We start from the raw sequence: 24,910 nt of genomic DNA, 5'->3' as shown, positions 1-24,910 counted from the left end.
GAGTCCCGGCCGCAGCAGGACCTATCTTGCGAGAAACCATGCCAGAAATAGAAAATAGCTATTAGAAGCATAATTTCAATTTGTTTCCCAATTGCTTTATCGCGCCTTAGACTGCTTCCGTTACCACCCAAAATTAACAGAGGAGCAGCCCATGTCCGAGGAAGCAAAGTGTCCAGTCGCACATCAAAAGAAACCGACCCGTACAAATGCGCATTGGTGGCCTGATCAGTTGAACCTCGCCATGCTGCACCAGCATGGGAAGCTGGGCGATCCCATGCTGGAGGATTTTGATTACAAAGCGGAGTTCCAAAAACTGGATCTGAACGCCGTCATTGCCGATCTGCGCGCACTGATGACCGATTCACAGGACTGGTGGCCCGCGGACTACGGCCATTACGGCCCCTTCTTCATCCGCATGGCCTGGCACTCCGCCGGCACCTATCGCATCTTTGACGGCCGGGGCGGCGCCCGTTCGGGCGAGCAGCGTTTCGCCCCATTGAACAGCTGGCCCGACAACGGCAATCTCGACAAGGCACGTCGCCTGCTGTGGCCCATCAAGCAGAAATACGGCAAACAGTTGTCCTGGGCCGACCTGATGATCCTGGCCGGCAACGTGGCACTGGAATCGATGGGTTTCCAGACCTTCGGCTTCGGCGGCGGCCGCGAGGACGTGTGGGAACCGACACCGGTGGACTGGGGTCCGGAGTCGACCTGGCTGGGCGATGAACGCTACAGCGGCGAACGCGAACTGGCCAAGCCGCTGGCGGCCGTGCAGATGGGCCTCATCTACGTCAATCCGGAAGGCCCGAACGGCAATCCCGATCCGGCCAAATCGGCGCGCGACATCCGCGATACCTTCGGCCGCATGGCGATGGACGACTACGAGACGGTCGCGCTGGTTGCCGGCGGCCATACCTTCGGCAAATGCCATGGCGCGGGGCCGGCTCATCACGTCAGCACCGAACCGGAAGGCGCAAACATAGAAGAGCTTGGCTTCGGCTGGAAAAGCACCTACGAGACCGGTATCGGCGCCCACACAATCACCAGCGGACTGGAAGGCGCCTGGACACCGACTCCCACCAAGTGGGATATGAGCTATTTCGAAACCCTGTTCGGCCATGAATGGGAACTGACCAAGAGCCCGGCCGGCGCTCACCAGTGGAAACCCAGGGGCGACGCCGGACGCAACGTGCCCGATGCGCACATTCCCGGCAAGCTGCACCAGCCGATGATGAGTACCGCAGACATGGCACTGCGCGTCGATCCAGCCTATGAAAAAATTTCCCGTCACTTCATGGCGAACCCGGAGGAATTTGCGGATGCCTTTGCCCGCGCCTGGTTCAAGCTGACGCATCGCGACATGGGACCGAAGGTGCGCTACCTCGGCCCCCTGGTGCCGCAAGAAGATCTGCTGTGGCAGGATCCGGTGCCAGCGGTGGACCATCCGCTGGTCAATGATGCGGAGATCGCCGCGCTGAAAAAGAACGTGCTGGATTCCGGGTTGAGCATCGCGCAACTCGTCAAGACTGCGTGGGCATCGGCTTCCACCTTCCGCGCCAGCGATCTGCGCGGCGGCGCCAATGGTGCCCGCGTGCGCCTGGCTCCGCAAAAAGACTGGGAAGCCAATGAGCCGGCCGAACTGGCGAACGTGCTTTCCAGGCTGGAAGGCATCCAGAATCAATTCAACGCCTCGGCTTCCGGCGGCAAAAAAATCTCGCTGGCCGACCTGATCGTGCTGGGCGGATGTGCCGCGGTGGAAGCGGCTGCGCAGAAGGCCGGTCATCAGATCACCGTGCCTTTTACCCCGGGCCGCACGGACGCTTCGCTGGAGCAGACGGACGTCAATTCATTCGAGGTACTGGAGCCGGCCATTGACGGCTTCCGCAACTATATTCGCAAGGGGGGCGAAGATCACGTCGCCAGCGGCATGATCGACAAGGCCAGCCTGTTGACCTTGACGGCGCCGGAAATGACCGTATTGGTGGGCGGCATGCGCGCGCTTGGCGCCAATGCCAACAACGTGCAGCATGGCGTCTTTACGAAGCGTCCCGGTACGCTTACGCCGGATTTCTTCGTCAATCTGCTCGACATGCGTACCGCCTGGAAGAAGGTGGAAGGATCGCCCGGCGTATTCGAAGGCACCGACCGCAGCACCGGAGAGCGGCGCTGGACGGCAACCCTTGCCGACCTGATCTTCGGCTCCAATGCGCAGTTGCGCGCGTTATCGGAAGTGTATGCAGCACGAGACGGCGAAGCGCATTTCGTGCAGGACTTCGTGGCAGCCTGGACCAAGGTGATGAACCTGGACCGCTTTGATCTGAAATACGCCACCGCTGCTTGATACGCTGTGTGTGAACTAAAGGGTTGCCGGCGCCAGTCGGCAACCCTTTTTATTTTTTGGCTTCCTGATCGTCTTGTGCCCGTAACGCCATCACTGTTACTGCAATGACCCTGGCAGTGGATGAAGAGCGTCTATCCAAATGCGGCCTGCCGCTTGCATGTATCCTTGGCGTGCAAACCCAGCGCGCTTCTCAGCGCGGATAGGTGAAGCCGGTGCGAATATCCATCGGTAACAGGCGGCCGCCCTCGCGCACCATCAGCCGCTGAGGAGGTTCGTCGCCCGCCAGCGCGCGTGGCGCGACGGGCAGTCCTTCGCCCCTGCGCAACAGCGGATCGCAGCGTTCGTAGACGTTGCGGCAGCCCGTGGCATGAAGGAGCGCCTGCACGACAGGCACCTTCCACAGGTCGACGCCGCCGGCATTGAACTGGCAAACCAGATAACCCGCGATGCCGCCATAGCTGTGCACCAGGAGACCAGGCAAGCCGTCCTTTTCGCCATCGATCAGCTGCACCAGCGCCTGCGGATCGGCGCTGCGCATCGCATCAGCGCGGAGAAGCACGCCGGCCTGTACGCGCCGCTTTATCATCGCGTGGTCGACCGGCTCATCCTCGCGCAGGGTCCAGACGCGGGCGGCGATTTGCGATTTGGCGTTATAGGCCGCGCGGGCCAGGAATTGCCGAGCCGACGACTGCACGATTGCCGTGGCGCCCGGCTTATTGCGCTCCTGCGGCTTGCCCTCGACCTTTTCGATGGCGGAGACGTAAATCCACGGGTCGCCGGAAAGCAAGCCTTTTTCCTTGCCTTGTTTGATGGTGATGATGAGCATGCGCGGCTTTCGTTTTCGGGAATGGGATGATACAGCAAGCCGCTGGCGCATCGGGTCGCGAATCGGACTGGCTGCGGCCATTTTCTGCATCGATACAGCGCCATGACCGAAGCAGGCCGGCGGCGAGAAGGGCGCAGCATCAGGGTACGCTACGAGTTCAGTCCGCGAAGAAGGCTGCTGTCGGTTGCGATCGGCGCGTCGGCCAACCCCGGCGCAGCCTCGGGAAGCGGCGGAAGCGGTGGGCTGGCCGGCTCAAGCGCCGGTACTGCGTCTTCCCACTCCCGGCCCCAGCGCGTTGCTGCAATCGCTATGGCGCCGGGGTGGGTGAGTCTGGCCTTGAGTTCCGGAAGGCGGCGCTTTCCGATACGCCTGTCCGCCGCGAGCAGGATGTCTACGATCTGCCAGCGGTCGGCGAAAGCGAAGCTGAGCAGCTGGTCGGTGGGCATGTCGATGTACTCGCGCAATAAACTCGATATCGACGACACATCCGTTTCGTAAGGGTAATACGTGGCGTTCTCGCCAAAGTCACGCGGGTAATCCCAGATCACGTCCTTGCCCAGCGTGCACCAGTAACGGGGCAGGTCGGTCGTGCCGCTGGCCGATGCCATGCGGTACGCGCGGCACTGGATCTGCAAACGCAGCCCCTCGGCAAAAAGTTTGCTGACCTCGCGCTGGAGTTTGCTCCATGGTTTCACATCCGTCTCCGATTTACCAAGCTGCGAACATGATAACCGCTGGCGCCGCAACGCCCACTGATTAGTCTTGTCTTCAAAGTGCCCGCTGTTGTGCGAACCGGAGACTGGTCATGAGATCGCGCCTTTTTCCGACTGCCCGCACTGCCTGGTCATGCATGGCTACGCTATGGATTCCTGATCTGCCATCCCGGCCTCATGACTTGCGATTGGTATTCATTGTCACGGCATGCTTCCCGGACAGAACTTGTCAAATCAATTGGCCTCCAATTTTTGTTGTTGCGGCATTTAGAGCGTTTTCGTCCTGACCGGCTCAGTCGAGGCCGAGGCCGAGGCGAATTGCCGCTGGGACAAGGCGTGATGACGTGACATGGCCCGGCCATGGCAAGGAGTCGCGACGCAGGGCCAATGCCAATCTGTCCGGCCTCGACAGGACGGTCAAGGTGAAACCGCTCTAGTAGCCACGGAGGTGTAATGACGTTGCCAGACTTGATGGTCAACTCCATTCTTTATTTTTTCATTCCCTTGTGGATAGTCGTCGGCTTCGGCGACTGGCTGTTCCATCGCCTCACGAAGATCAGCGAGACTTCCGGCATCAAGGAATCGCTGCTGCATTTCCTGATGCTGGGCGAGATAGGCATACCGATGCTGATGGGGCTGTTACTGGAAATCAATGCGCTGGTTCTCGCCTTGATGATTCTGGGATTTCTCGCACACGAGGCGACCGTCCTGTGGGATCTGCGTTATGCGGCCGACAAGCGAAACATTCTTCCGGGCGAGCAAATCATTCATAGCTTCCAGGAACTGCTTCCGCTGATGATGCTCGTGCTGCTTGTCTTCTTGCACTGGGACCAGTTCATCGCACTGATCTCGATGAACGGCACGGCCATATTCCAGTTCCAGTTGAAGCAGGACCCGCTTCCGCCGTCCTATCTTGCAATTGTCCTGGCAAGTACCGGTCTCATGATCGCCTTGCCATATATGGAAGAATTGTGGCGATGCTATAGCGCCTTGGGCAGGCGGCGCGTGGTGTTGAGCCGGCGCGGGCAAGATGCATGAAGCCGGCCTCCGGTCCCGCCGCGAAGGAGCGACGCTGCGTGCACGGCGCTTACACTTGCACAATGGTGACTGTACTGGCGCTATCCGCTGGTCAGTCGCTCAATCCGATTTCATGGAGCCCACTCAATGTTCAAGAAATTCCTGTCCGGCATCGGCGCATTCAAGCAGCGCATGCCGCAAGCGCAGGACGCTTTGCCGGGACGTGTTACACCGCTCCCGCTGCATGACGTCCACTTTGTTCTTGGCCGCCAAATGTCCGGCAATTTCCCCGAAGGCAGCTTGTCTGTTTATTTCGGCATGGGTTGCTTTTGGGGAGTGGAACGGCTCTTCTGGTCGGAGCCGGGAGTCTTTACGACCGCAGTCGGCTATGCCGGCGGATTCACGCCGAACCCGACATATCGCGAAGTCTGTTCAGGGCAGACCGGCCATGCCGAAGTGGCACTCGTTGTCTACGATCCCGCTATTTGTTCTTTCGAGAAGTTACTGAACGTTTTCTGGGAGAACCATGATCCGACCCAGGGCATGCGCCAGGGTAATGACATGGGTACGCAATATCGGTCCGCAGTCTACTGCACCACGCCTGGCCAATACGAGGCCGCGGCGGCGAGCATGGCGCGCTTTCAGACGCAGCTTTCCCAAGCCGGCCTCGGCGCGATCACGACGCAGCTCTGCCATCCCGCTCCGCCTTTTTACTACGCAGAGGATGAGCACCAGCAATATCTGGCGAAGAACCCTGGCGGCTATTGCGGGCTGAAGGGAACCGGGGTGAGTTGTCCGGCTCCTTTGGAGCTGCCATCGGCAGCCCGTTAAGTCCGATGCGCATGTCGATGGACAAGGCTTCAGGACGAAGCTGGATGACACCGTTTGCAGCGTCGGCGGCCTTTGTACTACGACGGCAGTATTGCTCAGGAGCGGGAGACAGGGGCTTGTCGTCGCAGCGCCGGATTCGCTCCTCATTTCAATGTTGCGTGCATCGGTCTCGCCTCATGCCTTCAAATGCATAAGGCAGGCAGAACCATCTGGGTACAGGATTGTCCGATTTTCATTAATTAACAAATGAAACATTATCGGCGGATATCGGCGAATGACAGTGCAAACGAAGTTGGCGGTTTGTTAAATGCAGTTGCTTGAATTCCCCGATCAAGAATGATGTTCCGGCGATACCGGCTTCATGCCGGATGGAGTACGGCCCACGTAATGGCTGCCCATTGCCTGCCAAGGCGATCGGCAGTTCCATTTTGATGAACAACCATGTTCGACACTCAATAAATAAAAATGTTTATCAGCGGAATTGAAACGGCTGTACCCCGGCATCGCTATTCAAAGCTTGAGTGCTGGGAGGCGTTTCGGCGATCCGACTGGTTCAACCGCCTGGGACCGCGCGCGCATGCCGTTGCACAAGCCGTGCTTTTGCGCGACAACGGCATTGAAACACGCCATCTTGCTCTGGACTCGCTGGACGAAGTGTTCGATATAGAACCGAATGCCTTGCATGCGAGGTTCCTGACCAATGCCCCGCAACTCGCGCAGCGCGCCGGCCTGGGCGCCATCGAGCTGTCCGGCCTGCATCCGTCCAGCATTGACGCAGTCGTGGTCAGCACCTGCACCGGCTATCTTTGCCCCGGCCTCAGCGGCTATGTGATCGAAGCCCTGGGGTTGCGCTCCAACGTGCAGGCCTTCGACCTTGTCGGGCAGGGCTGCGCCGCGGCATTGCCGAATATGCGCCTGTCGAGCGCGCTGCTGGCGGCTGGCCAATGCAACCATGTGCTGTCGGTATGCGTGGAGGTTTGCAGCGCCGCGATGTATCTCGACGAGGATCCGGGCGTATTGATCAGTGCCTGCCTGTTCGGCGACGGCGCTGGCGCCATGGTCCTGTCCCGCCGCCCGCAGGAGCACCTGCGGAGAATCGAATGGACGCATGCCGAGTCGCTGATCGCCACCGAGGAGCGCGACGCCCTGAAGTTTGAAGAACGCGATGGCCTGCTGCGCAATATCCTGACCCGCCAGGTGCCGCGTCTCGCCGCGCATTACGCGGAGCAGGTACTGGACACGGCGCTGCGCCGCATGGACTTGAGCCGCAGCGACATCAGCACCTGGATCATGCATCCCGGCGGAAGGGACGTGCTGCAGGCGATTGAAACACAGATAGGCTTGGACCGGCAGGACTTGCGCTACAGCGCGGCGGTCCTGCGCGACTACGGCAACCTGAGCAGCGCCTCGGTGTATTTCGTGATGAAGGAGGCCCTGCGCAATCATTCCGACCCGGGCGCATGGTGGCTCTCGTCGTTCGGCGCCGGCATGAGCTGCCACGGCGCCTTGCTCAAGGTGGCTTAGGAGCGCGCCGGCCATGCTGATGAAACCCGCCCTGCCAAGGCTGCTGTCAGCCGAAATCCTGGACGACCTCGACGAACACGACCCGCGCGCGGTGCGCTCCCGCCGCGACCTCAGGCTGATCAACCGGATCATGGGAAGCGCCGGCATTCTTGCCCGCGCACTGGCGGCAGCTCCGGCCGCGCCCGAACGCATCATTGAATTCGGCGCAGGCGACGGCGAACTGATGCTTCGGCTCGCCCGGCAGCTGTCTTCCCGCTGGCCGCGGGTGCATGTCGTGCTCCTCGACTGCAAGGACCTGGTCGCCCCCGAGACGCGCGAAGGCTTCGCCAGGACAGGGTGGACGGTCGAGACGCTGCAGGCGGATATCGAGGACTGGGTCGATCAGGCGGCGGAGCAGCGATTCGATATCGCGCTGGCCAACCTGTTCATCCATCACTTCAACAGCGGGCAAATCGGCCAGCTGTTCGATGCGGTCAGCAAGCGCGCGGACATGCTTGTCGCCTGCGAGCCGAGGCGCGCCCGCCTGGCGCTGCTGGCAAGCCGCATGGTGGGACTGCTCGGCGCGAACGAAGTCACCCGCACCGATGCGGTGCTCAGCGTCAGGGCGGGTTTCGATGGCAGGGAATTGTCGGAATTGTGGCCCGCGGCGGCATCGGACTGGGAGTTGAACGAGCGGCATGCCGGCCTGTTCAGTCATTTGTTCGTCGCGCGGCGCAAGCGTTGATGCCGATGGAACACACCTTCGATGCCATCGTCATCGGTGCCGGGCCGGCGGGCAGCACCTCGGCCATCCTGCTGGCCAATGCGGGATGGCGGGTGGCTATCGTTGACAAGGATGGTTTTCCGAGAGAGAAAGTGTGCGGCGGATGCATCGCCGCGAGCAATCTCCCGCTGCTCGAAGCGCTCGGCATCGGCGACGGGCTGTTGCCGCTGATTGGTCCGCCGCTGCGCCAGGTGGCGTTCGTGTGCGGCGACCGCATGGTCCGGGCATCGCTGCCGCCGTATGCCGACCCGGCGCATCCATGGGGCGCGGCCCTGCGGCGCGAGCATCTCGACACGCTGCTGCTCGAACAGGCGCGGCAAAGCGGCGCAACAATTTTCCAGCCCTGGACTGCCGGCAGGGTGGAAGGCGGCGCAGGCCAATTCCGCTGCCATATCCGTGCCGTCGGCGCGTCGGAAAAGCGCACGCTGGCCGCGCCGGTGCTGATTGACGCGCACGGTTCCTGGCAGCCGCTGCAGTATGGATCCGGAAAGGATCAGCGCTCCCGCTCGCCCTCCGACCTGCTCGCCTTCAAGGCCGACTTCACCGGTGCGCGCCTGGACCAGGGCGTGCTGCCGGTGCTCTCGTTTCCTGGCGGGTATGGCGGCATGGTGGTTACCGATCATGGCGCCGTCACGCTGGCCTTCTGCATGCGCCGCGAGACGCTGGAAAAGGCCAGGCTCCGGCATCCCGGGTGCGGCCCCCAGGAAGCTGCCGCGAACTGGGTCATCGCCCACTGCGGCGCGGTGCGCGACATGCTGGCCGGCGCCGCGCAGGAAAGGAAATGGATCGCCACCGGCCCGATCAGGCCGGGCATCCGCATCGGACAGCATGCCGGGCAACACATGCAACACGCATTCCTGGTTGGCAATGCGGCAGGTGAAACCCATCCGATCATCGGTGAAGGCATGAGCATGGCAATCCAGTCGGCGATCCTGCTGGCAGACATGCTCGGGCCGCACAGGCGGCATGCCGCGGATGCGCAATGGCAGGCCGCGCTGCAGATCGAATATGCGCGAGCATGGCGGCGCCATTTCGCCGGCCGCATCCGTCTCGCCGCGGTGTTCGCCCATGCGGCGATGCGGCCCGCACTTTGCGGCGGCGTGCTTCCCCTCCTGCAGCGCTATCCGGCGCTCCTGGAACGGTTCGCGCGCTGGAGCGGCAAAGTCCGTCCGGGTCCGCGCATGGAGGCAAACCGGATTGTTGGATATCAATAGGGGCCGCATGCAATGCGACTAAGTTAAATACCGATAATGAACAGCCGGAGAGAAAACATGAACATCGTCGAGCGTCTGACCGAAATCCTGGTGAAGGACTACAAGCTCCCCGCGGAGAAGCTGGTGCCGGAAGCGAGGCTCGATGAACTGGGCGTCGATTCGCTGGGAGTGATGGAACTGGTGTTCAAGATCGAGGACGAGTTCGGCGTGCGTTTTCCTTCGGAGCAGGTCGAACTGGTCACCGTCGGAGACGTCATCGCTTACGTGCAAAACGTCGTCACGCCGCCGCCCGCGGCCGCGGCGGCAAACCCGGGCCAGGCACGCACATGAGGCGTGTCGCCGTGACGGGCATTGGCGTGGTTTCCCCGCTGGGGAATTCGACCGCGGAACTGATGGCCAGCCTGGCCGCGGCGCGTTCCGGCATTCAGCGGCTCGAGGCGGAGGAGTACAGGCGCTTGGCCAACCGCATTGCGGCCCCGGCAAACTTCGACCCGGCTTGCGTGGCCGACGGCCCCAAGCTGCGCATGATGGACCGCGTTACCCAGTTCGCGCTGGCTGCCAGCCACCAGGCGATGGCGCAGGCCGGGCTTTCCGGCGACGACTTCGATCCCTCCCGCACCGGCGTCTTCCTCGGCACCGGCATGGGTGGCGCCCACACCGCCGACGAAGGCTATCGCACGCTCTACGGCGAGCAGTCCGACCGCATCAAGCCATTCAGCGTGCTTCTGGCAATGAACAACGCGGCAGCTTCCTGGATCGGGCTGGAATATGGCATTACGGGGCCGAACCTGACGTTTACCACCGCCTGTTCATCGTCGACGGTCGCAATCGGGGAGGCGGCGCAGCGCATCCGTTCCGGAGCGGTCGATATCATGATCGCCGGCGGCAGCGAAGCCTCGCTCTGGCTGGGTCCGATGAAGGCATGGGAAGCCATGCGGACAGTCGCCACGGAAGACCCGCAGGATCCGGGCGCTTCCTGCAAGCCTTTTTCCAGGAACAGGAGCGGCATGGTGCTGGGCGAAGGCGCAGCCATTCTCGTGCTTGAGGAATGGGAAGCGGCAAAGGCGCGGCAGGCAAACATCTTGGCGGAAATAGTGGGGTATGGGCTGACGACCGATGTCGCCCACTTGACGCATCCGAGCGTCAAGGGACAAGCACTGGCAATGCGACTCGCACTGGAATCGGCGGGGACCGATGCCGCCTCGGTCGACTACATCAACGCCCACGGCACCGGGACTCTTGCCAACGATGCTGTGGAAACCGCCGCGATCAAGGAAGTCTTCGGACAACATGCGATGCGCATTCCCGTCAGCTCCACCAAGTCAATGCACGGACATCTGCTCGGAGCGGCAGGCGCACTGGAGTTTGCCATCGCCGTGCTGACGCTGCAAACCAGGACTGTCCCGCCGACCGCGAACCTGAAGGTTGCGGATCCGGAATGTGACCTTGACTATGTGCCCAATGCCGCCAGGGATTGCCCTTCCATCCATACCGTGATGTCCAACTCATTTGCCTTCGGCGGCACCAACGCGGTCTTGCTGGCGCGCAGGCCGCTGTAGGCGCCAGGCGTGGATACGCGAGGCGGCTGCACTATTCGTTACGCCGCGTAATGTTGCGTAATGTCGCGTAATGCCGGACCGGGCGCAGTGCAGTGTTGGCCACTCCGCTCGCCGCTTGTGCAGTTCAGCGGGCCATGGACGGTCGCTCACCCATCGCCGCGCGCCATCGCAGCAGATGCGGCAGGTCTTCTCCAGGTTTGAGCCGGATCACCCGCGCAAAGTCGAAGGTCACCACCGCCGTGATATCCGCGATGCTGAACTGGTCTGCGGCGATGAAATCGCGCCCGGCGAGTCGTTCGTTGAGTGTCACAAAGAACTGCTGGGCGCGAGCGAGGCCGCGCTGATACAGCTCCGGAATCTGCGGATAATCCGTCGGTCCCGGCAATGCGCGGTTCACCATGGCCGGACTGCTGTTGCGCAGGGCATCAGCCACCGCCATCAAGCCTTCAAACTCGACCCGCCACTGCCAGCTGGCGATCTCCGCTTTGTCTTGCGGCGTGCGCCCCATCAGCGGCGGCTCGGGGTATCGGGCTTCGAGGTAGGCAGCGATGGCGGCATTGTCCGTCAGCAAAATGCCTTCTTCGGTGCGCAGCGCGGGCACCGTGCACTGCGGGTTGATCTGGCGGTAGGCTTCCCCCATTTGTTCGCCGGCGCGGAGGTCGATCTGGACAGTGTCGTGCAGCACGCCTTTTTCAGCCAGAAAGATGCGGGCGCGTCGCGGGCTGGGGGCGGTGGCGCAGTCGTACAGGGTAATCATGGCTTGCCCGTGGACGAAGGATCCAGCTTGTCCTGGGTCCGGAGGTCGAAGTCGCTGGCGTCGTGGCGCTCATGCAGCTGGCTGGAAGGATCGCCCCAGGTACGGTTGACCTTGCGCCCGCGCTGTACGGCCGGGCGCATCGCAATCTCGTTGGTCCAGCGCAGCACATGCTGGTACTCATGTACGCTCAGGAATTCGCCGGCCTCGTACAGCTGTCCCTTGGCCAGGGTGCCATACCACGGCCACACCGCCATATCGGCGATGGTATAGTCGTCGCCCGCCAGGAAACGATGCTCCGATAGATGGCGGTCCAGCACGTCGAGCTGGCGCTTGACCTCCATGGCGTAGCGGTTGATCGGGTATTCGAATTTTTCAGGCGCGTACGCATAGAAATGGCCGAAGCCTCCACCCAGAAAGGGCGCGCTGCCCATTTGCCAGAATAACCAGGATAGGCATTCGGCGCGCGCGGACCCGCCATGGGGCAGGAACGCATCGAACTTCTCGGCCAGATACTGCAGGATGGCTCCGGACTCGAACACCCGCACCGGCGTTCCGCCGCTGCGATCCATCAGGGCCGGGATCTTCGAGTTGGGGTTGACTTCGACAAATCCGCTGCCGAACTGGTCTCCATCGTTGATGCGAATCAGCCAGGCGTCATACTCGGCGCCGCGGTGCCCCAGGGCCAGCAACTCCTCAAGCATGACCGTTACCTTGACGCCGTTGGGCGTGGCCAGTGAATAGAGCTGCAGCGGGTGGCGTCCCACTGGCAGTTCCTTGTCGTGCGTGGCACCGGCAACAGGCCGGTTGATGCTGGCAAACTTGCCGCCGCTTTCCTTGTCCCAGGACCAGACTTTGGGCGGAGTGTACGATTTTTCGCTGCTCATCAGACGATCTCCATAACGTCGCGTATTTTTCAACGCAGAATGTGGTTTAGTGTACGTGATCAGGCGGACACTGGTACTGGTACTGGATGCGGGGCGGCAAGCCGATTCCAGAAGGAAGCGCCATCGACATGAGCCATTCCGTTGGCAGGCGCCTATTGCGCGATGACGTCGCGTCCGATCTCGCGGACTGAACGCACGCCGGTCAGCACCATGTTCGTACGCATGTCCTTTTCGAAAAGCTTGAAGAGGTTGCGCACGCCTGCCTCGCCATGGGTGGCAAGGGCATAGATGAAGGCGCGGCCGACCAGCACACCGTCAGCGCCAAGCCCGAGCATGCGGATGACGTCGGTGCCCGTGCGCACCCCGCCGTCGGCGAAGATCGTGAGATCTCCCTTGACCGCGTCGGCAATGGCAGGGAGCGCGCGCGCGGAAGACAGCGCGCCGTCGAGCTGGCGGCCGCCATGGTTGGAGACGACGATGCCGTCGGCGCCAAAGGCTTTGGCGTCGAGCGCATCCTGGGATTCGAGTATGCCCTTGATCACCATCGGGCCTTGCCACTCGTCGCGGATCCATTGCAGATCGGACCAGCCGATGCCGGGATCGAAGTTATTGGCCAGCCAGCCGATGTAATCCTCGAGTCCGGTCGCACGACCGCGATAAGTCGAGATATTACCGAGGTCATGCGGACGACCAAACAGTCCGACGTCGTAAGCCCAGCGTGGATGCATCATCGCCTGCAGGATGCGGCGGATGCTGGCGTTCGGTCCGCTCATGCCGGAGTGCGCGTCGCGATAGCGCGCGCCCGGCACCGGCATGTCCACCGTGAAGACCAGCGTCTTTGCGCCGATTTCGCGTGCCCGCTGCAGCACGTCACGCATGAAGCCGCGGTCCTTGAGCACGTAGAGCTGGAACCAGATCGGCTTGCTGGACGCGGCGGCCACTTCCTTGAGCGAGCACACGGAAACGGTCGACTGGATGAAGGGTATGTTCCGCTCAGCGGCGGCGCGGACGGCCTGGACTTCGCCGCGGCGGGCATACATGCCGGCCAGCCCGATCGGCGCAAGGGCGATGGGAAGATCGTATTTCACGCCGAACCATTCGGTTGACAGGTCGAGCTGCTCCGATCCCTTGAGTACGCGCTGGCGCAATTTCACTTGCTGCAGGTCTTCGATGTTGGCACGCAGCGTCTGCTCCGCGCCGGAACCGCCGTCGAGATAATGAAACAGGAATGGGGGAATGCGGCGACGCGCGCCTTCACGATAATCGGTGGCGGAAGAAATGATCATGGTCTGTCGATATTTGGCTTTTGGTTTTTTGGCAACATCGGCCGGCGGGACACCGAGTCGTGCCATCATAAAGTAAGTCACGCTGACGTGTATTTCATGAAGAAAAAATTGATTCGTGCCTCGCAGCTGGTAATTGCGCAGCCGGTAATCTGGCAAGAGAGGATGTCCGCCAGCCTGACGGATTCGGACAGCCTGCAAGCGCTGACAAAATTATATCGGGGAAAATTAATGTCGCCTCCACAGGTAGTGCGCCAGGCGTTACCTGATTTCCCAACCAGGGCGGAGGCCGGTCTGTTACACGTCCGCCCAAGTCGATATGAATTAACCGTTCGCCAGTTTTCATATTCATTCCTGAAGTACTTGCGATGGATCATATCCCGGCCAGACATCGTTCCAGAACCAAGTGCTCGCACCCGAATCCCATGTCCGGGTGTTCATCTGAAGGCGGCTGCGGCGACATGCCTGCATCTTTAAAAGCCACCCACCCTGGTTGCATTTATCTTGATCTTTAAGAATGGAGCGTAGGAATGAAGCACAGGAGCTTAAAAAGTTTGCTTGCGCTAAGCGTGTTATCGGCACTTGGCGCGTGTGGCGGCGGAGGAACGTCGGAAACCGGGCCAGCGTCCCGGTTGCGTCCAGCCAGCGAGACATCGGCAGCACCGTTCTCCTCCCAAGTTACGATGGCTCCTGCAGAGGGTGCAAACGTAAGCGGGATGGTAAGAATAGAGGTACGCGGCGCACAGATGGCGAATGTTGAATTGCTTCCGGCAAATGGATATGCACCGAGACTTGGCGTTTTCAGTATCAGCGAGGATGGAACCGTAGCCTGGCTCGACCTGGATTCCACCACGCTGCCCAACGGCCTGATAAATGCCAGGGTCAGTGCCTTTGATCTCCCCGCCGGCCAGGCGGGCGCGACGGAAGTCGTTGCGATGCCTGCCCGTACCTGGAACATCAGCAACGCCGGCGGCACCGCCCCGGGAACCTTCACCGCAACGCTGGCCGCTGCGCCGGCTGACAACGCGGTAGTCAGTGGTACCACCAGACTGGAAGTACGCGGCAGCTCGCTCGCAAACGTGGAGCTGTTGCCCGCCACCGGCTATGCACCGCGTTTAGGCGTGTTCAATATTTCCGCCGACAAGACGCGCGCATGGCTCGATTTCGACAGCTGGTCGGTAACGGATGGCATTCGTGATGTAAGGATCAGCGCATATGACGTCGCCGAAGGGCAACCGGGCGCAACCGAGATTGTTGCCATGCCGCCCCGCCGCTGGCAGTTCAGCAATGGAGCAACGTCAACCTTTACCGCATCCGTGACAATGGCTCCGTCGAATGGAGCCACTATTGACGGAACCACCTTGCTTGAGGTGCGCGGTACGGGTCTGGAAAACGTCGAGCTTCTTCCGGCGAGCGGCTATCTGCCAAGGTTGGGTGTCTTCACGATATCGGCCGACAAGACACATGCACGCCTGGAGCTCAATACGGCAAATCTGCCTAACGGTCCGGTTGAAGCAAGGATCAGTGCCTTCAGTGTTGCGCCAGGCCAGCCGAATGCCCAAGAAATTATTGCGATGCCTGCCAGGCAGTGGACCGTGCAAAATGACGGTGCGGCTCTTCCTTCTCAATGGTCTGTTACACCGGTTCCGCGTTCCAACCGGTCACCTGGAACTTTCTATCAGGACCTTAATGGTTCCGGCACCGCGGTAAGCCACTATATTATTTCAAACAACAGCGGCGGCCGCGTACAAACCGGAATGGGAATAGCCTATGCGGACGGCAGGGTCGTCGATCTCGAGACATTGCAGTGGCAAACGGCCCGCGGCGTCGCAATCAACAATGCGGGACAGATCGCGGGTATCGGCCGTAACAATATTTTTGATGTTGATGTCAGTCAGCGCGGTGCAGCAAGAGGCTTCGTCTATGCCGATGGCAGCGCCACGGAAATTCCGGTGCCGACGCCGATCGGCATTGATCCCGCCAAGGTTGCAGTGCAAGTCGCCGATATCAACAACTCAGGAGCGGTCGTCGGGTATAGCGAATATACAGATACAGACGGCGGCCTGAAATCCCACGCGTTCATGTATGCGAACGGACAGAGATCGGAACTGCAGCTAACCGGCCGCTCGACGGCGACCCGTGCCAACGCCATCAGCGATACGGGATTCATCGTCGGCGATGCCGATTATCCGGACGGCACCAGCCGGGCATACCTTTATTCAAATGGCGTTCAAACCACCTATCCAATTCTGAGCGGCTACACTTCGAGTACCGCGGTCGACGTCAACGATAACCGGCAGATTGTCGGGTCTGTGTACAACAATAAACAGAATGGATTAATCGTCAATCCACGTCCGTTCATCATTGCCAATGACATCATGCGGGAAATTCCGCTACCCGCTGGAGCCAGCTGGGGGGAGGCCACTGCAATCAACGCGCAGGGACAGGTTGTCGGCTCGACCTATAGCGTCAATACCGGTAGCTCCGTTTCGGACGGGGCTTTTCTGTATAGTGCCGGCAGAACCATTGATTTGAATACGCTGTCCGCTGTCAGTGCCGCCGGAATAAGAATCAGAGGCGCCGTATCAATCAATAATGTCGGTCAGATTCTGGTCTACGATAGGAATAATGATGGACTCGCTCAGTATTACCTCCTGGCGCCGGTTCAATAATTGACCTATACCGTCATGTGAATAGACGGCGGCCGCGATATGGGGAACGGGCCCTGCAGTAGAACATTGCAGGGCCATTTTTCGCTGCGGGTCAGTTTCGGAATCCTTCCAAATTGTTCTGTGGTCGGCGGCAGGGTTTCGCAACTCTCCGGATCAGGAAACCGCGTTTCCCCCAATTCATCAGGAGTTCTATCGGATGAATTGGCACGGCGCCGGTAGCGATTACGCCGAGCCAGCCAAAACTTGGCGCAAGAACAGGTGAAATCCGCCGCACGCTTTAATTATTTGGACGTGCATCAGGCTCATGTTTGGTGGCAGCGGCTGTACGAGGCATGCTGTCCATGGAACGGAAAAAACAGGTCAGGATGAAAGAGACGGTATAAAGAAGCGAAAGACATATCAGCGCGAACACTGCATAAAACACATACTCAACCGCGTCGGCAATCAGTTTCATGTCGGTCTCCATTGCTAAAGTGCTGGAGCGTCTCCAGCTGACTGCAACAATTGCCGTCGAATCAAAGGCGGGCAGTGCCTGGCATTCCATATTCTTGTTCCTTCGCGAGAAAGTCATTCCGAAGCAGGGAAATGTCAGTGATCGGGACGGCTAACTTCAGCCGGCTACCAGGGGTATCCTTCCCTGTTTGTTCAATTCACCCGGCACCAAGAAAGGCGGCTGGAGAAGTTGGTCGCTTAGTATGCGCAGTTGCGGCTTCTGCGTAGCGGCGTCGCCTGATCTCGTCAGAAATATGCTGAGTATCAAACCGGGCTCTACAAAGTTGACAAACCGTGTATGGTTCGCCCGGGATCAATCCCATTCCGCAGCAGGAAGGAAGGTGATGCTCGTCATAAATCACTGCCATTTCCAAAACTCCCCAGTCCATGTTGCAAGGCAAAATGCCGCGCCACTTCCTCAAGGGTACTCCACCAAGCTGAGTCCTATCTTAAATGACTGCCGGAGGACGTGCGGAAAAAGCGCCTAAGATTCCTATAAGCATAAACAGGCATACTCAGTATCGGTGGCCTTGCAAGGCGCAACCAGTCGGTCTGTTTTGCATAGGGGCTTGTGATGCGAGTTAAAAAACGGACGGTGAACTGATGGACGAGTATCACGGACGATCCCGAGTCATTGATGCGCGCAAGATTCCGATCTTGCCGTGCCGTTTTCCCTGTCTCGGCATGAATCCGCCGCATTTTTTTCAGCACATTTATGATTCCAACAATGAGTTCATGTTGATGCGTGCATGCATTGTTGCAATTCTCTTGTCTCCGGTGTGGTGTATTGCCGGGACTGACCTCCAGCATGCAACCATCCCGCAGCGAATCGTCGAATTGCGACTCCCCGAGCTATCTGGCGGTGACTCGGAAAGCCACTGGGGGATAGATATCTCGGAAGAAGGTGCTGGCCTGGGATTTAAAAACGGCAAGGAGCATTGGGCGGCGCAAGTCGGCAGCACGTTCGATGGCCTGTCATCCATTCGCGTTGAACATCTCGAGCGGGTAACGGATCGATTGGCCCTGGGCAGTAGCATAAGTCATGAAGAAGGCACCACAGCGCTGTTGCTGAACTCGGTCTATGCGCCTTCGAAAGATAGCCGCATTCGCTTCGAAGTTGCGCAAAGAATGGAAGATGCGCCCTTTGAAGATAGTCCTTCGGTATCACAAGAAAGCATCCTGTTTGGCGCGAAAAGGATCTGGCGTCGCGGCCCCGTGAGCAATGTCGCTATCCGTTTGTTTGGAGGTCGGGCACGAGAATTCATGTCCGATTTTCCCTCTTCGGATGGCAATGATGCCTTCCCGGATGATGATTCCCATAATGACACTGTCCATAGCAGGCTACAGGGCGCAAGTATTGAATTTGGAATTCGCCCGCATTCCCATGGCACGCTGAGGTTTCAATATGAAATGAGTCGAACCAGCCATTACGGTCTTGGTATGGAAACCAACAGGCTCCGGTCAAGCACCGTAAAAGTCGAGTACGCCAGGACACTGAGCAATTGCACCTACTTGACAAGCCAATGGGCAGCGATGGAAAACAGCAATGCAATTGACCTTACCCTGAGCCGGCAGCACTGGCGTGTGCAGGCATCGCGCACAATTGGGAATGAATCGTCGACGCGCTTGATGTTTGCATTCGTACACGCATTGGAACCGCAGAGCTCCGCCGATGCGCAATGCGGGCAATTGGAATCCGAACCAATCTTCGAGCCGATTCTGGAGGCGGCCGGCAACCAACCAGAGCAACTTCTATATGACGCGCGTTTCCCGCAGATGTAACCGAGACATTCCGGAAATCGCAATCGCATGGATTTGCCCTGATTGATGTAGAGCGCTTTCGGTTTGACTGTACTGACGATGCTGGAACATTTGCCCACAGTACCGCGTTGTGTGGGGACGCCGAGTCCTCCTTGCCATGGTCCGGGCGCCGAGCTCGCCATGTCGCGTCACCATGCCTTGTCCTGCGCTCAAATCTTCTCGGCCTCGCCTAGTACAGTCAAGCCGAAAGCGCTCCAGATGCCTGCCAAACGGAATGCTGCCTTAAGGATCCAATAAGGTTCATCATGCAAAATGATCGGGAGCTGCAAAGATGATGTTGATTGGGCGCCTGCGTAGCAGTATTCCGGTACCTTGCTGCATGGTGCCGCATGGTTTTGTGCTGACGCGGACATTCAGATTTCCTGCTGCTCTGCAGTTTGATTTGCCTCCTCAAGGTAACAGATAATCCCTTCGGCCCGACCGATCAACCTGGTCGGGCCTTTTTTTATCATTCGCCTTGTGGGATAAGATGACGATTCAACTTTCTACTTCGCTCCTGAAGTGGCGGCTGCAACATACTCGCCGAGCGCCTTGATCTGCGCGTCGCTCAGATCCTTGAATGGTGGCATTTGCCCGATGCCGTTGCGTACCGCCTTTTCCACCCGCGACGCGTCCGGTTTGAGTTCATCCAGATTGGGACCAATTTCACCTGCAGCGTTAGCGTCCTTCAGTGTATGGCAGAGGGCACAAGCCGGCACCGCAGCCTGGTTGAACAGCTGGCGGCCGGCTTCCAGCCTGTTCTGCGCCAGAGCGGGGTATGCCGCCAGCGCAGCAAGCAAGGCCACGCCGGCGATTGGGTTCAAGGAAAGGTATGGCATCGATTCCTCATGCGACGGTAATGTTCAGCGCATGGTCGCGCCAGCTGTTGTTGTTGTAGCCGCCTGTGTTCTCCACTCGCCCCTCGGGCTGGCGGTTGCCTTCGACGTCCGTCACCACGCAAGCGATGGTGTATGTCCCCGGCTCCAGCTTGGCCGGCAGTACGAATTGACGCCATGCGTAGCGGCCCAGGTCCGGTCCGACCAGGCGTGCTTGCTTCCAGGTCTTGCCGCCGTCCACTGACACCTCGACAGACTTCACCGCATGCATTCCGCCAAACGCAACCCCTTTGATCTGTACGGTGCCAGCGGGTACCGCACCGGTCTCCGGCGCCGGCGAGTTGATCCAGGACTTGGGCCCCATTTCCCACACCGAGGGATGACTGGGGTCTCCCTTCTCGCCGGGTGGCGAGATGCGGTAACCGGTCTTTTGAATGGCGGCGTCGGTTTGCGCTGCGGTAAATGCGAGACGCTTGATGTATTTAATGTTGTTGACGCCTGTATAGCCGGGAACAATCAGTCGCAGCGGACCGCCATGTGCCAGCGAAATCGGCTCGCCATTCATTTCCCAGGCAAGCAAGGCATCGGCCATCGCCTTGGCTGGCACCGAGCGCTCCACGATGACAGTTTTCGGATCTATGCCGTCGGGCAGTTTTTCACCGCCGGTGCCAGTCATGTATTGCATGCCGTCGGCAACGCCGCCCAGCGCCTGTACCAGCGCCCGTACCGGCACGCCGCTCCAGACAACGCAACCGGCTGCGCCGACCTGCCAGGGCGTGCCGCTCGGCTTGTTCGGAAACAGGCCGCGCCCGTTGCCGGAGCACTGCAGCACCGTGGCCACCGTCTCCAGGTCGAGCGCCTTGAGGTCTTTCACCGTGAAGCTGCGTGGAGATTTCACGCCTTCGATGGCAACTTCCCAGGCGTCACGGTCGGAAACGAGCGAGGCGTCCGGGGCTGGCAGGTTGTTTCGAATGTAAAGCTGGTCGGTAGGGGTGATGATGCTGGTGCCGAAGGCGCTGCGCTTGGTTTCCAGGGTGCTGGAAGTATGAACGATCATCGCCTCCGGCTTCTTCCAGCTGACGTAGGCGGGCAAAGGCTTCGCCGCGGGCGAGGCGCCTGCAACGGCTTGCGCCATGGCGGACCGGCTGAAGCCGGCCAGTCCGGCTGCGGTGACCGCGGCCGCACTTCCGGCAAGCAGATGACGCCTTCCCGGATTGCTCACTGGTCCAGGGCTAGAGGGTGTTTCCTTGTGCGTTGTTCCCATGATCGTCTCCTCGTATCCGGCCTGGGCCGGGGATTGGGTTGCCTGCCTTTTCATGCCGGTATGCCGCGCTGCTCGGCACCCTGCGCCCCGGCGGTGGGGCAACGCCTGCACGCCGGGTTAATACTAACCAAGTGTGACACATTTAAACGTCAATTGGCGTTGATCAGGACCGCCTTGGCAGCGTCGGCCGCAGCGTTTCCCTCCATGACCGTGACTTTGCTGGGAGTCGCTTCTTTTGGGGAAAGACCGTTGGCTGCTTCGCGCAGCGGTCCGATCGCGGTGCCATTGGCCATGCCTGCGCTGTTCGTTTTAAGACTTGCTACCGGCTGCTTTTGGCCGGTGACGTAGAGGCTGTAGACGGTATCGGGCTTCAGTTTGAACAGCGACACTTCCAGCGCATCAATGACGCCCAGATTACGCGCGACTACGAACCCCTTGGCATCGCCGGATACCGGTTTCAGGCTGATGTTGATCGGGTCAACATTGCCGCGGGACGCGAGATTGGTCGTGCCGTCGCCCTGCGGGACTGCATTGCCGACATAGACCAGCGCCTGGGGTGCCTGGCCGGCGGGAACACGTTGGACGACCTTGTTGGACGCGGTATCGATGACGTCGACCGCATCGCCGTTTTCCAGGCCAACGTACATCCGGGAGCCATCGTCCGATGCCCAGATTCCGTGCGGCAGCGCGCCGACAGGAATCGTCGCCACGAGCTTCGGCGCGGCATCGGTGGTGAAGACCTTCACCGTGTTTTCGCCGCCCACGGTGACATAGGCCAGCGTGCCCGCAGCCGTCTTGGCGAAGCCGACATGGTTGGTGATCATGCCCGTGTCGAATACGCCCATGACTTCGTGCGTGGACGTGTCGATGCGGGTGACCTTGCCCACATCCTTATGCGTCATCCACACTTCCTTGAAATCCGGGGTGAATTGCAGGAAAGGCGAAAAGGGGCTCACGACCTTGATCTGCTTGACAATCTTGCGGGATGCGACATCGACCACTTCCATGACTGGATTAAAGCTCGATACCAAGAACGCCTGCTTGCCGTCCGGGTGAAACAGCACCATGCCCGGTCCGGGCGTGGTTTCGATCCGTCCCGTTTCCTTGTAGGTGCCGGGATCGATGATGGAAATGTAATTTTCGCCGCGCACAACGACCCACACTTCGCGGCCGTCTACGGTAAAGAAACCCTCGTGCGGCGAACGGCCGATATACCTTTTTCCCTTGACCTGGTTGGTGGCCGTGTCGATAAACGTGACCGAGTTTGAACCGTTGGAGATTGCTATCAATGTCTTTCGGTCCGGCGAAAACCCCAGGCCATGTACATTGATTTCGCCCTTGTAGAGCGGTGACAGTACGTCGGGGCGCTGATTGCCGAGCTTGATCTGACCGAGCAGGGTATTGGTGGCCGGGTTGATCACCGAAACGGTGTTGCTGTTCTGGTCGGCCGTGTAGACGCGGTCGGCGGTGCCAGGGGCGGCCGATGCCAGATTGATAGCCAACACGCCCGTTGCGAGACTGAGAAGATGAAGTTTCATGATTGCCTGCCGTTGAAGAGGGGAAGCTATTTCGGGAACGTTGCCGTGCCTGCCTGTCGTGCCTGGTAGCGCGCCAGCCAGGCTTGCATGACACGGATCTCGTTCTGCTGCTCGGTGATGATGCCTTGCGCCAAGTTGCGCAGTTCCGGGTCGCTGGTGTTGAGCAGCACTGCCTTGGCCATGTCGATGGCGCCCTGGTGATGGGGGATCATCATGGTGATGAAATCATGCTCCGGCACGCCGTTTCTGGGCGCCCGCACCATGCCGTCATCCATGACCGCCATCGCATCATCCATCAAGCTCGAAAACGGCTTGGCGCTGCTGGCAATGAATTGCGGAGGAGAGGCTCCTTGTCCGCTGGCATGGTGATGAACGTGCTGTGCGCCAGCCGAAGCTGCGACAGCTGCGGCAAGCAGGCATGCTGCCGCCATGACGGCACAACGAAACGATGGGATATTCCTGGAAGTCAGCATAAGAGGCATGGTTTTCACGATTTTTCCAGCTGCTCGTACACCGCAGTTGCGATACGGGCCAGCTCGCCCCGGTCAGCGCCGGCGGACAATGCGTAGCCGAATTTGCCGTCGATCCAGTAGAAGACGTTGACCGGTCCTTCCTGAGCGAAGCGGAACCCGGTGTCCTGGTTCTGCGACTGTTCCGCGGAGACGTACAAGGTCAGGCGCTGCCCTGTGGCGTCGTGATACATGAACTGCGCCACCGGCCCGCTTTCTCCCGGTAGCAGGCGTCCGCCAATCAATTCATATCCGAGCTTGCCGAGTTTCGGAGGGCGGATCTTGCTGCCGATACGCTTGGACAACCATGTCACCAGCTGTTCCTCCTGCTCCGCCCCGATCTCGACCGGCCGGCGCACATCCGGGCTGTACACCACATGGGCAATTGCAGCCTGGCGCGCCAGGCCAGCGACTCGCCGGTCCGTTGCCGAGGGGCCGGTCGCCGGCGCTTGTGCCAGTCCCGCTCTTTCTCCCGTTGCGACCTGGCCATGCAGCTGCCAGCCGGCAGCGCCGCTGAAGAACGCGATCGCCAAGCCGGCTGCAATGCGCTGAAGCCAGACGCTACGCATTGGCCTGGCACCGAGCTGTGACGGCACCGGTTCATCAAGCACCGGGTCAAAAAGCTTGCGCAGTGCTTCATTCTGCCGGCGGTAAGCGGCCAGCCGTTCGGCTTCATCAGGGCGTGCGGCCAGATAGTCATCTATCTCAATGCGCCGCGCGTCTGGCAATAAGCCGTCCACATAGGCATGCAGATCCGCTTCGGTAATGGGTAATTTGCTCATTTCACGACTTTCAACGGAGAGATGGTCGTTCTTTGCTCCATGTGGGCGCGCAGCCGTTCCCGCGCACGGGAGAGCCGCGACATGACAGTCCCGGCAGGAATGCGCAGCGTGGCGGCAACCTCCTCATAGGTCATCTCCTCGAGCGCCACCAGCAGCAGCACCTCGCGCAGTTCCGCCGGCAAAGTCTCCAATGCCGATTGCATGTCGTGGATTTCCAGCCTGTGCGTTTGCGTGGCATGCACGACCGGCACTGGCGTGTCGTCCCCGAGGTCGACCGTGTGCAGCGTCGGCTTGCGTACCTGGTCGATATGCAGATTGTGCATGATGCCGAATAGCCAGGCACGCATGTCGCTGCCCGAGCGCCACGAAGACAGTTTTCCCCAGCCGCGCTCCATGGTGTCTTGCACCAGATCGTCCGCGTCCGTCCGATCGCCTACCAGCGCCCGCGCATATCGGCGCAAGCGTGGTATGCAGGAAATCATTAGCTTTGTGATGTCGTCTTGCATAAGCGGTTTTTAGTTATCAGTCGACATGTAGAACCTCGGTATTCTGGGCGGAAGTTCAGTAAGCCACTGCGACAGCGAGCTTTGGATCGATCTGCCAGGTCTCGTTGACCAGCAGGCCGTCACGGAAGGTCAGCACATAACGCACCTTGATTGGCTGCTTGCCTTCGAAGAGCACGTTGGCGGAAACGGTAGCACCCTTGGGATTGACGGATTCTTCCAGATTGACGACGGTGACTTTCAGCGGGCCGGCGGCCTTTCCAAACTTTTCCCAGGCGTTCCCGATGTCTTCGGCGCCGACATAGGTGCCATCCAGCGGGCCGCCGATCCAGTTCAACTGAGGCTGGGCAGCGTAGCCTCGCATGACGACAGACAAGTCGCCCGATGCAATGGCGTTGAAGTGGGTCCGGGCGGCGTCGGATGAAGGACCTGCAAAACAGGTGCCGATGGATGTCACGATAAGCAAGGCAGCAAAGGAAGTATTTTTCATGTTCAGGTTCCGGTATGGGTAAGAAATATCGGTGGATGCGGTCTGCGTTCCTGCGTACACTGGCGCCGATTTGCTTCCATACAGGTATACGTAGCGGCGAGGATCATTATTCCGTCCAAGCCAAAATAATTTTCTTCATGCAGAAGTATAGGCGTCGAAGCCGATACTTCTGCACGGAGCCGGTCTGTTTGTGCCCTGCATTAGCCTAGTCACCTTTCCATTGGTCCGCTGAGGTATTGGTGCGACAGGCAAGACGCGAGCTTCCCCTGCGAAAGTCCGGTGCGCCGTTCTCCGGGCCGTATCCTGTCCATG

24 protein-coding genes are annotated in these 24,910 nt (G+C 60.0%); 10 read left to right on the top strand and 14 right to left on the bottom strand.

What is annotated here, in order from left to right:
* Positions 1–151: 151 nt before the first annotated feature.
* Positions 152–2,341: a catalase/peroxidase HPI gene (gene katG, locus FH061_RS03770; protein ID WP_151633148.1), complete on the top strand. Its 2,190-nt coding sequence runs from the start codon at positions 152–154 to the stop codon at positions 2,339–2,341.
* A 190-nt stretch (positions 2,342–2,531) separates the two neighbouring features.
* On the opposite strand, the gene FH061_RS03765 is transcribed toward katG, so the two are convergent.
* A complete protein-coding gene (locus FH061_RS03765; protein WP_151633146.1) occupies positions 2,532–3,167 on the bottom strand; it encodes an SAM-dependent methyltransferase in 636 nt (211 codons plus the stop codon).
* Between the two features lie 149 nt (positions 3,168–3,316).
* Entirely contained in the window at positions 3,317–3,862 is a 546-nt protein-coding gene (locus tag FH061_RS03760) for a hypothetical protein (protein WP_225984468.1), read from the bottom strand.
* Between the two features lie 471 nt (positions 3,863–4,333).
* Here FH061_RS03760 and FH061_RS03755 point away from each other — a divergent pair, with 471 nt between their 5' ends.
* The 7 genes from FH061_RS03755 to FH061_RS03725 all read left to right on the top strand — a co-directional run bounded on the left by FH061_RS03755 (position 4,334) and on the right by FH061_RS03725 (position 10,788).
* Entirely contained in the window at positions 4,334–4,918 is a 585-nt protein-coding gene (locus tag FH061_RS03755; protein WP_192804891.1) for a diguanylate cyclase, read from the top strand.
* 126 nt (positions 4,919–5,044) lie between these two features.
* Positions 5,045–5,728, top strand: coding sequence for a peptide-methionine (S)-S-oxide reductase MsrA (msrA, locus tag FH061_RS03750; protein WP_225984467.1), 684 nt, complete (start codon positions 5,045–5,047; stop codon positions 5,726–5,728).
* A gap of 594 nt (positions 5,729–6,322) precedes the next feature.
* On the top strand, positions 6,323–7,252 hold the full coding sequence (locus FH061_RS03745; RefSeq protein WP_225984466.1) for a type III polyketide synthase: 930 nt from the start codon (positions 6,323–6,325) through the stop codon (positions 7,250–7,252).
* Between the two features lie 13 nt (positions 7,253–7,265).
* Positions 7,266–7,976: a class I SAM-dependent methyltransferase gene (locus tag FH061_RS03740; RefSeq protein WP_225984465.1), complete on the top strand. Its 711-nt coding sequence runs from the start codon at positions 7,266–7,268 to the stop codon at positions 7,974–7,976.
* Complete coding sequence (locus FH061_RS03735; protein ID WP_151633144.1) at positions 7,976–9,229, top strand: NAD(P)/FAD-dependent oxidoreductase; 1,254 nt, start codon at positions 7,976–7,978, stop codon at positions 9,227–9,229. Before FH061_RS03740 ends, FH061_RS03735 begins: the two co-directional genes overlap by 1 nt.
* A 57-nt stretch (positions 9,230–9,286) precedes the next feature.
* Positions 9,287–9,559 carry an acyl carrier protein gene (locus FH061_RS03730; protein WP_192804890.1) on the top strand — a complete coding sequence of 91 codons (273 nt, stop codon included), beginning with the start codon at positions 9,287–9,289 and terminating at the stop codon, positions 9,557–9,559.
* On the top strand, positions 9,556–10,788 hold the full coding sequence (locus tag FH061_RS03725) for a beta-ketoacyl-[acyl-carrier-protein] synthase family protein (protein WP_151633142.1): 1,233 nt from the start codon (positions 9,556–9,558) through the stop codon (positions 10,786–10,788). The genes FH061_RS03730 and FH061_RS03725 overlap by 4 nt, the downstream gene beginning before the upstream one ends.
* Positions 10,789–10,912: 124 nt before the next feature.
* On the opposite strand, the gene FH061_RS03720 is transcribed toward FH061_RS03725, so the two are convergent.
* From FH061_RS03720 to lldD, 3 genes are all read right to left on the bottom strand, one after another.
* Entirely contained in the window at positions 10,913–11,545 is a 633-nt protein-coding gene (locus FH061_RS03720; RefSeq protein ID WP_151633141.1) for a glutathione S-transferase family protein, read from the bottom strand.
* Positions 11,542–12,429, bottom strand: a complete 888-nt coding sequence (yghU, locus tag FH061_RS03715) for a glutathione-dependent disulfide-bond oxidoreductase (RefSeq protein ID WP_151633139.1) — start codon at positions 12,427–12,429, stop codon at positions 11,542–11,544. The genes FH061_RS03720 and yghU overlap by 4 nt, the downstream gene beginning before the upstream one ends.
* Before the next feature lie 152 nt (positions 12,430–12,581).
* Positions 12,582–13,715 carry an FMN-dependent L-lactate dehydrogenase LldD gene (gene lldD, locus FH061_RS03710; protein WP_151633137.1) on the bottom strand — a complete coding sequence of 378 codons (1,134 nt, stop codon included), beginning with the start codon at positions 13,713–13,715 and terminating at the stop codon, positions 12,582–12,584.
* Between the two features lie 743 nt (positions 13,716–14,458).
* Here lldD and FH061_RS03705 point away from each other — a divergent pair.
* Positions 14,459–16,384 (top strand): DUF3466 family protein, encoded by a 1,926-nt coding sequence (locus FH061_RS03705; protein WP_192804889.1) that lies wholly within the window; start codon positions 14,459–14,461, stop codon positions 16,382–16,384.
* Between the two features lie 277 nt (positions 16,385–16,661).
* Here FH061_RS03705 and FH061_RS30270 read toward each other — a convergent pair whose 3' ends face one another.
* Positions 16,662–16,838 carry a hypothetical protein gene (locus FH061_RS30270; RefSeq protein WP_192804888.1) on the bottom strand — a complete coding sequence of 59 codons (177 nt, stop codon included), beginning with the start codon at positions 16,836–16,838 and terminating at the stop codon, positions 16,662–16,664.
* A gap of 641 nt (positions 16,839–17,479) precedes the next feature.
* On the opposite strand from FH061_RS30270, the gene FH061_RS03700 reads away from it, so the two are divergent.
* Entirely contained in the window at positions 17,480–18,658 is a 1,179-nt protein-coding gene (locus tag FH061_RS03700; RefSeq protein ID WP_151633133.1) for a hypothetical protein, read from the top strand.
* Between the two features lie 188 nt (positions 18,659–18,846).
* On the opposite strand, the gene FH061_RS03695 is transcribed toward FH061_RS03700, so the two are convergent.
* The 8 genes from FH061_RS03695 to FH061_RS03660 form a co-directional block, all read right to left on the bottom strand.
* On the bottom strand, positions 18,847–19,050 hold the full coding sequence (locus FH061_RS03695) for a hypothetical protein (RefSeq protein WP_151633131.1): 204 nt from the start codon (positions 19,048–19,050) through the stop codon (positions 18,847–18,849).
* Between the two features lie 132 nt (positions 19,051–19,182).
* Entirely contained in the window at positions 19,183–19,515 is a 333-nt protein-coding gene (gene sorU, locus FH061_RS03690; RefSeq protein WP_151633129.1) for a SorU family sulfite dehydrogenase c-type cytochrome subunit, read from the bottom strand.
* A 7-nt stretch (positions 19,516–19,522) separates the two neighbouring features.
* Complete coding sequence (gene sorT / locus FH061_RS03685; protein ID WP_151633127.1) at positions 19,523–20,776, bottom strand: SorT family sulfite dehydrogenase catalytic subunit; 1,254 nt, start codon at positions 20,774–20,776, stop codon at positions 19,523–19,525.
* A 149-nt stretch (positions 20,777–20,925) separates the two neighbouring features.
* The gene (locus tag FH061_RS03680) at positions 20,926–22,314 is read right to left on the bottom strand and encodes a beta-propeller fold lactonase family protein (protein WP_151633125.1); all 1,389 of its coding nucleotides are present in this window, start codon (positions 22,312–22,314) and stop codon (positions 20,926–20,928) included.
* Between the two features lie 26 nt (positions 22,315–22,340).
* Complete coding sequence (locus tag FH061_RS03675) at positions 22,341–22,796, bottom strand: DUF305 domain-containing protein (RefSeq protein WP_151633905.1); 456 nt, start codon at positions 22,794–22,796, stop codon at positions 22,341–22,343.
* Between the two features lie 5 nt (positions 22,797–22,801).
* Positions 22,802–23,605 (bottom strand): anti-sigma factor family protein, encoded by an 804-nt coding sequence (locus tag FH061_RS03670; RefSeq protein WP_151633123.1) that lies wholly within the window; start codon positions 23,603–23,605, stop codon positions 22,802–22,804.
* Positions 23,602–24,111 carry an RNA polymerase sigma factor gene (locus FH061_RS03665; protein WP_151633121.1) on the bottom strand — a complete coding sequence of 170 codons (510 nt, stop codon included), beginning with the start codon at positions 24,109–24,111 and terminating at the stop codon, positions 23,602–23,604. Before FH061_RS03665 ends, FH061_RS03670 begins: the two co-directional genes overlap by 4 nt.
* Positions 24,112–24,166: 55 nt before the next feature.
* The gene (locus tag FH061_RS03660) at positions 24,167–24,598 is read right to left on the bottom strand and encodes a nuclear transport factor 2 family protein (protein ID WP_151633119.1); all 432 of its coding nucleotides are present in this window, start codon (positions 24,596–24,598) and stop codon (positions 24,167–24,169) included.
* Between the last annotated feature and the right edge of the window lie 312 nt (positions 24,599–24,910).

The sequence above is a fragment of the Noviherbaspirillum aerium genome, assembly GCF_008929045.1.
GTDB classification, from domain to species: domain Bacteria; phylum Pseudomonadota; class Gammaproteobacteria; order Burkholderiales; family Burkholderiaceae_D; genus Noviherbaspirillum; species Noviherbaspirillum aerium.
Note: the sequence above shows the minus strand (reverse complement) of the source record. Positions and strands in the feature narration are given on the sequence as shown.

Excerpts from the sequence above, each read along its gene's own strand:
- katG (WP_151633148.1), top strand. The coding sequence starts at position 152 with ATGTCCGAGGAAGCAAAGTGTCCAGTCGCACATCAAAAGAAACCGACC.
- FH061_RS03765 (WP_151633146.1), bottom strand. The coding sequence starts at position 3,167 with ATGCTCATCATCACCATCAAACAAGGCAAGGAAAAAGGCTTGCTTTCC.
- FH061_RS03755 (WP_192804891.1), top strand. The coding sequence starts at position 4,334 with ATGACGTTGCCAGACTTGATGGTCAACTCCATTCTTTATTTTTTCATT.
- msrA (WP_225984467.1), top strand. The coding sequence starts at position 5,045 with ATGTTCAAGAAATTCCTGTCCGGCATCGGCGCATTCAAGCAGCGCATG.
- FH061_RS03740 (WP_225984465.1), top strand. The coding sequence starts at position 7,266 with ATGCTGATGAAACCCGCCCTGCCAAGGCTGCTGTCAGCCGAAATCCTG.
- FH061_RS03735 (WP_151633144.1), top strand. The coding sequence starts at position 7,976 with ATGCCGATGGAACACACCTTCGATGCCATCGTCATCGGTGCCGGGCCG.
- FH061_RS03730 (WP_192804890.1), top strand. The coding sequence starts at position 9,287 with ATGAACATCGTCGAGCGTCTGACCGAAATCCTGGTGAAGGACTACAAG.
- FH061_RS03725 (WP_151633142.1), top strand. The coding sequence starts at position 9,556 with ATGAGGCGTGTCGCCGTGACGGGCATTGGCGTGGTTTCCCCGCTGGGG.
- FH061_RS03720 (WP_151633141.1), bottom strand. The coding sequence starts at position 11,545 with ATGATTACCCTGTACGACTGCGCCACCGCCCCCAGCCCGCGACGCGCC.
- yghU (WP_151633139.1), bottom strand. The coding sequence starts at position 12,429 with ATGAGCAGCGAAAAATCGTACACTCCGCCCAAAGTCTGGTCCTGGGAC.
- lldD (WP_151633137.1), bottom strand. The coding sequence starts at position 13,715 with ATGATCATTTCTTCCGCCACCGATTATCGTGAAGGCGCGCGTCGCCGC.
- FH061_RS03705 (WP_192804889.1), top strand. The coding sequence starts at position 14,459 with ATGGCGAATGTTGAATTGCTTCCGGCAAATGGATATGCACCGAGACTT.
- FH061_RS30270 (WP_192804888.1), bottom strand. The coding sequence starts at position 16,838 with ATGAAACTGATTGCCGACGCGGTTGAGTATGTGTTTTATGCAGTGTTC.
- FH061_RS03700 (WP_151633133.1), top strand. The coding sequence starts at position 17,480 with ATGGACGAGTATCACGGACGATCCCGAGTCATTGATGCGCGCAAGATT.
- FH061_RS03695 (WP_151633131.1), bottom strand. The coding sequence starts at position 19,050 with ATGTCCGCGTCAGCACAAAACCATGCGGCACCATGCAGCAAGGTACCG.
- sorU (WP_151633129.1), bottom strand. The coding sequence starts at position 19,515 with ATGCCATACCTTTCCTTGAACCCAATCGCCGGCGTGGCCTTGCTTGCT.
- sorT (WP_151633127.1), bottom strand. The coding sequence starts at position 20,776 with ATGGGAACAACGCACAAGGAAACACCCTCTAGCCCTGGACCAGTGAGC.
- FH061_RS03680 (WP_151633125.1), bottom strand. The coding sequence starts at position 22,314 with ATGAAACTTCATCTTCTCAGTCTCGCAACGGGCGTGTTGGCTATCAAT.
- FH061_RS03675 (WP_151633905.1), bottom strand. The coding sequence starts at position 22,796 with ATGCCTCTTATGCTGACTTCCAGGAATATCCCATCGTTTCGTTGTGCC.
- FH061_RS03670 (WP_151633123.1), bottom strand. The coding sequence starts at position 23,605 with ATGAGCAAATTACCCATTACCGAAGCGGATCTGCATGCCTATGTGGAC.
- FH061_RS03665 (WP_151633121.1), bottom strand. The coding sequence starts at position 24,111 with ATGCAAGACGACATCACAAAGCTAATGATTTCCTGCATACCACGCTTG.
- FH061_RS03660 (WP_151633119.1), bottom strand. The coding sequence starts at position 24,598 with ATGAAAAATACTTCCTTTGCTGCCTTGCTTATCGTGACATCCATCGGC.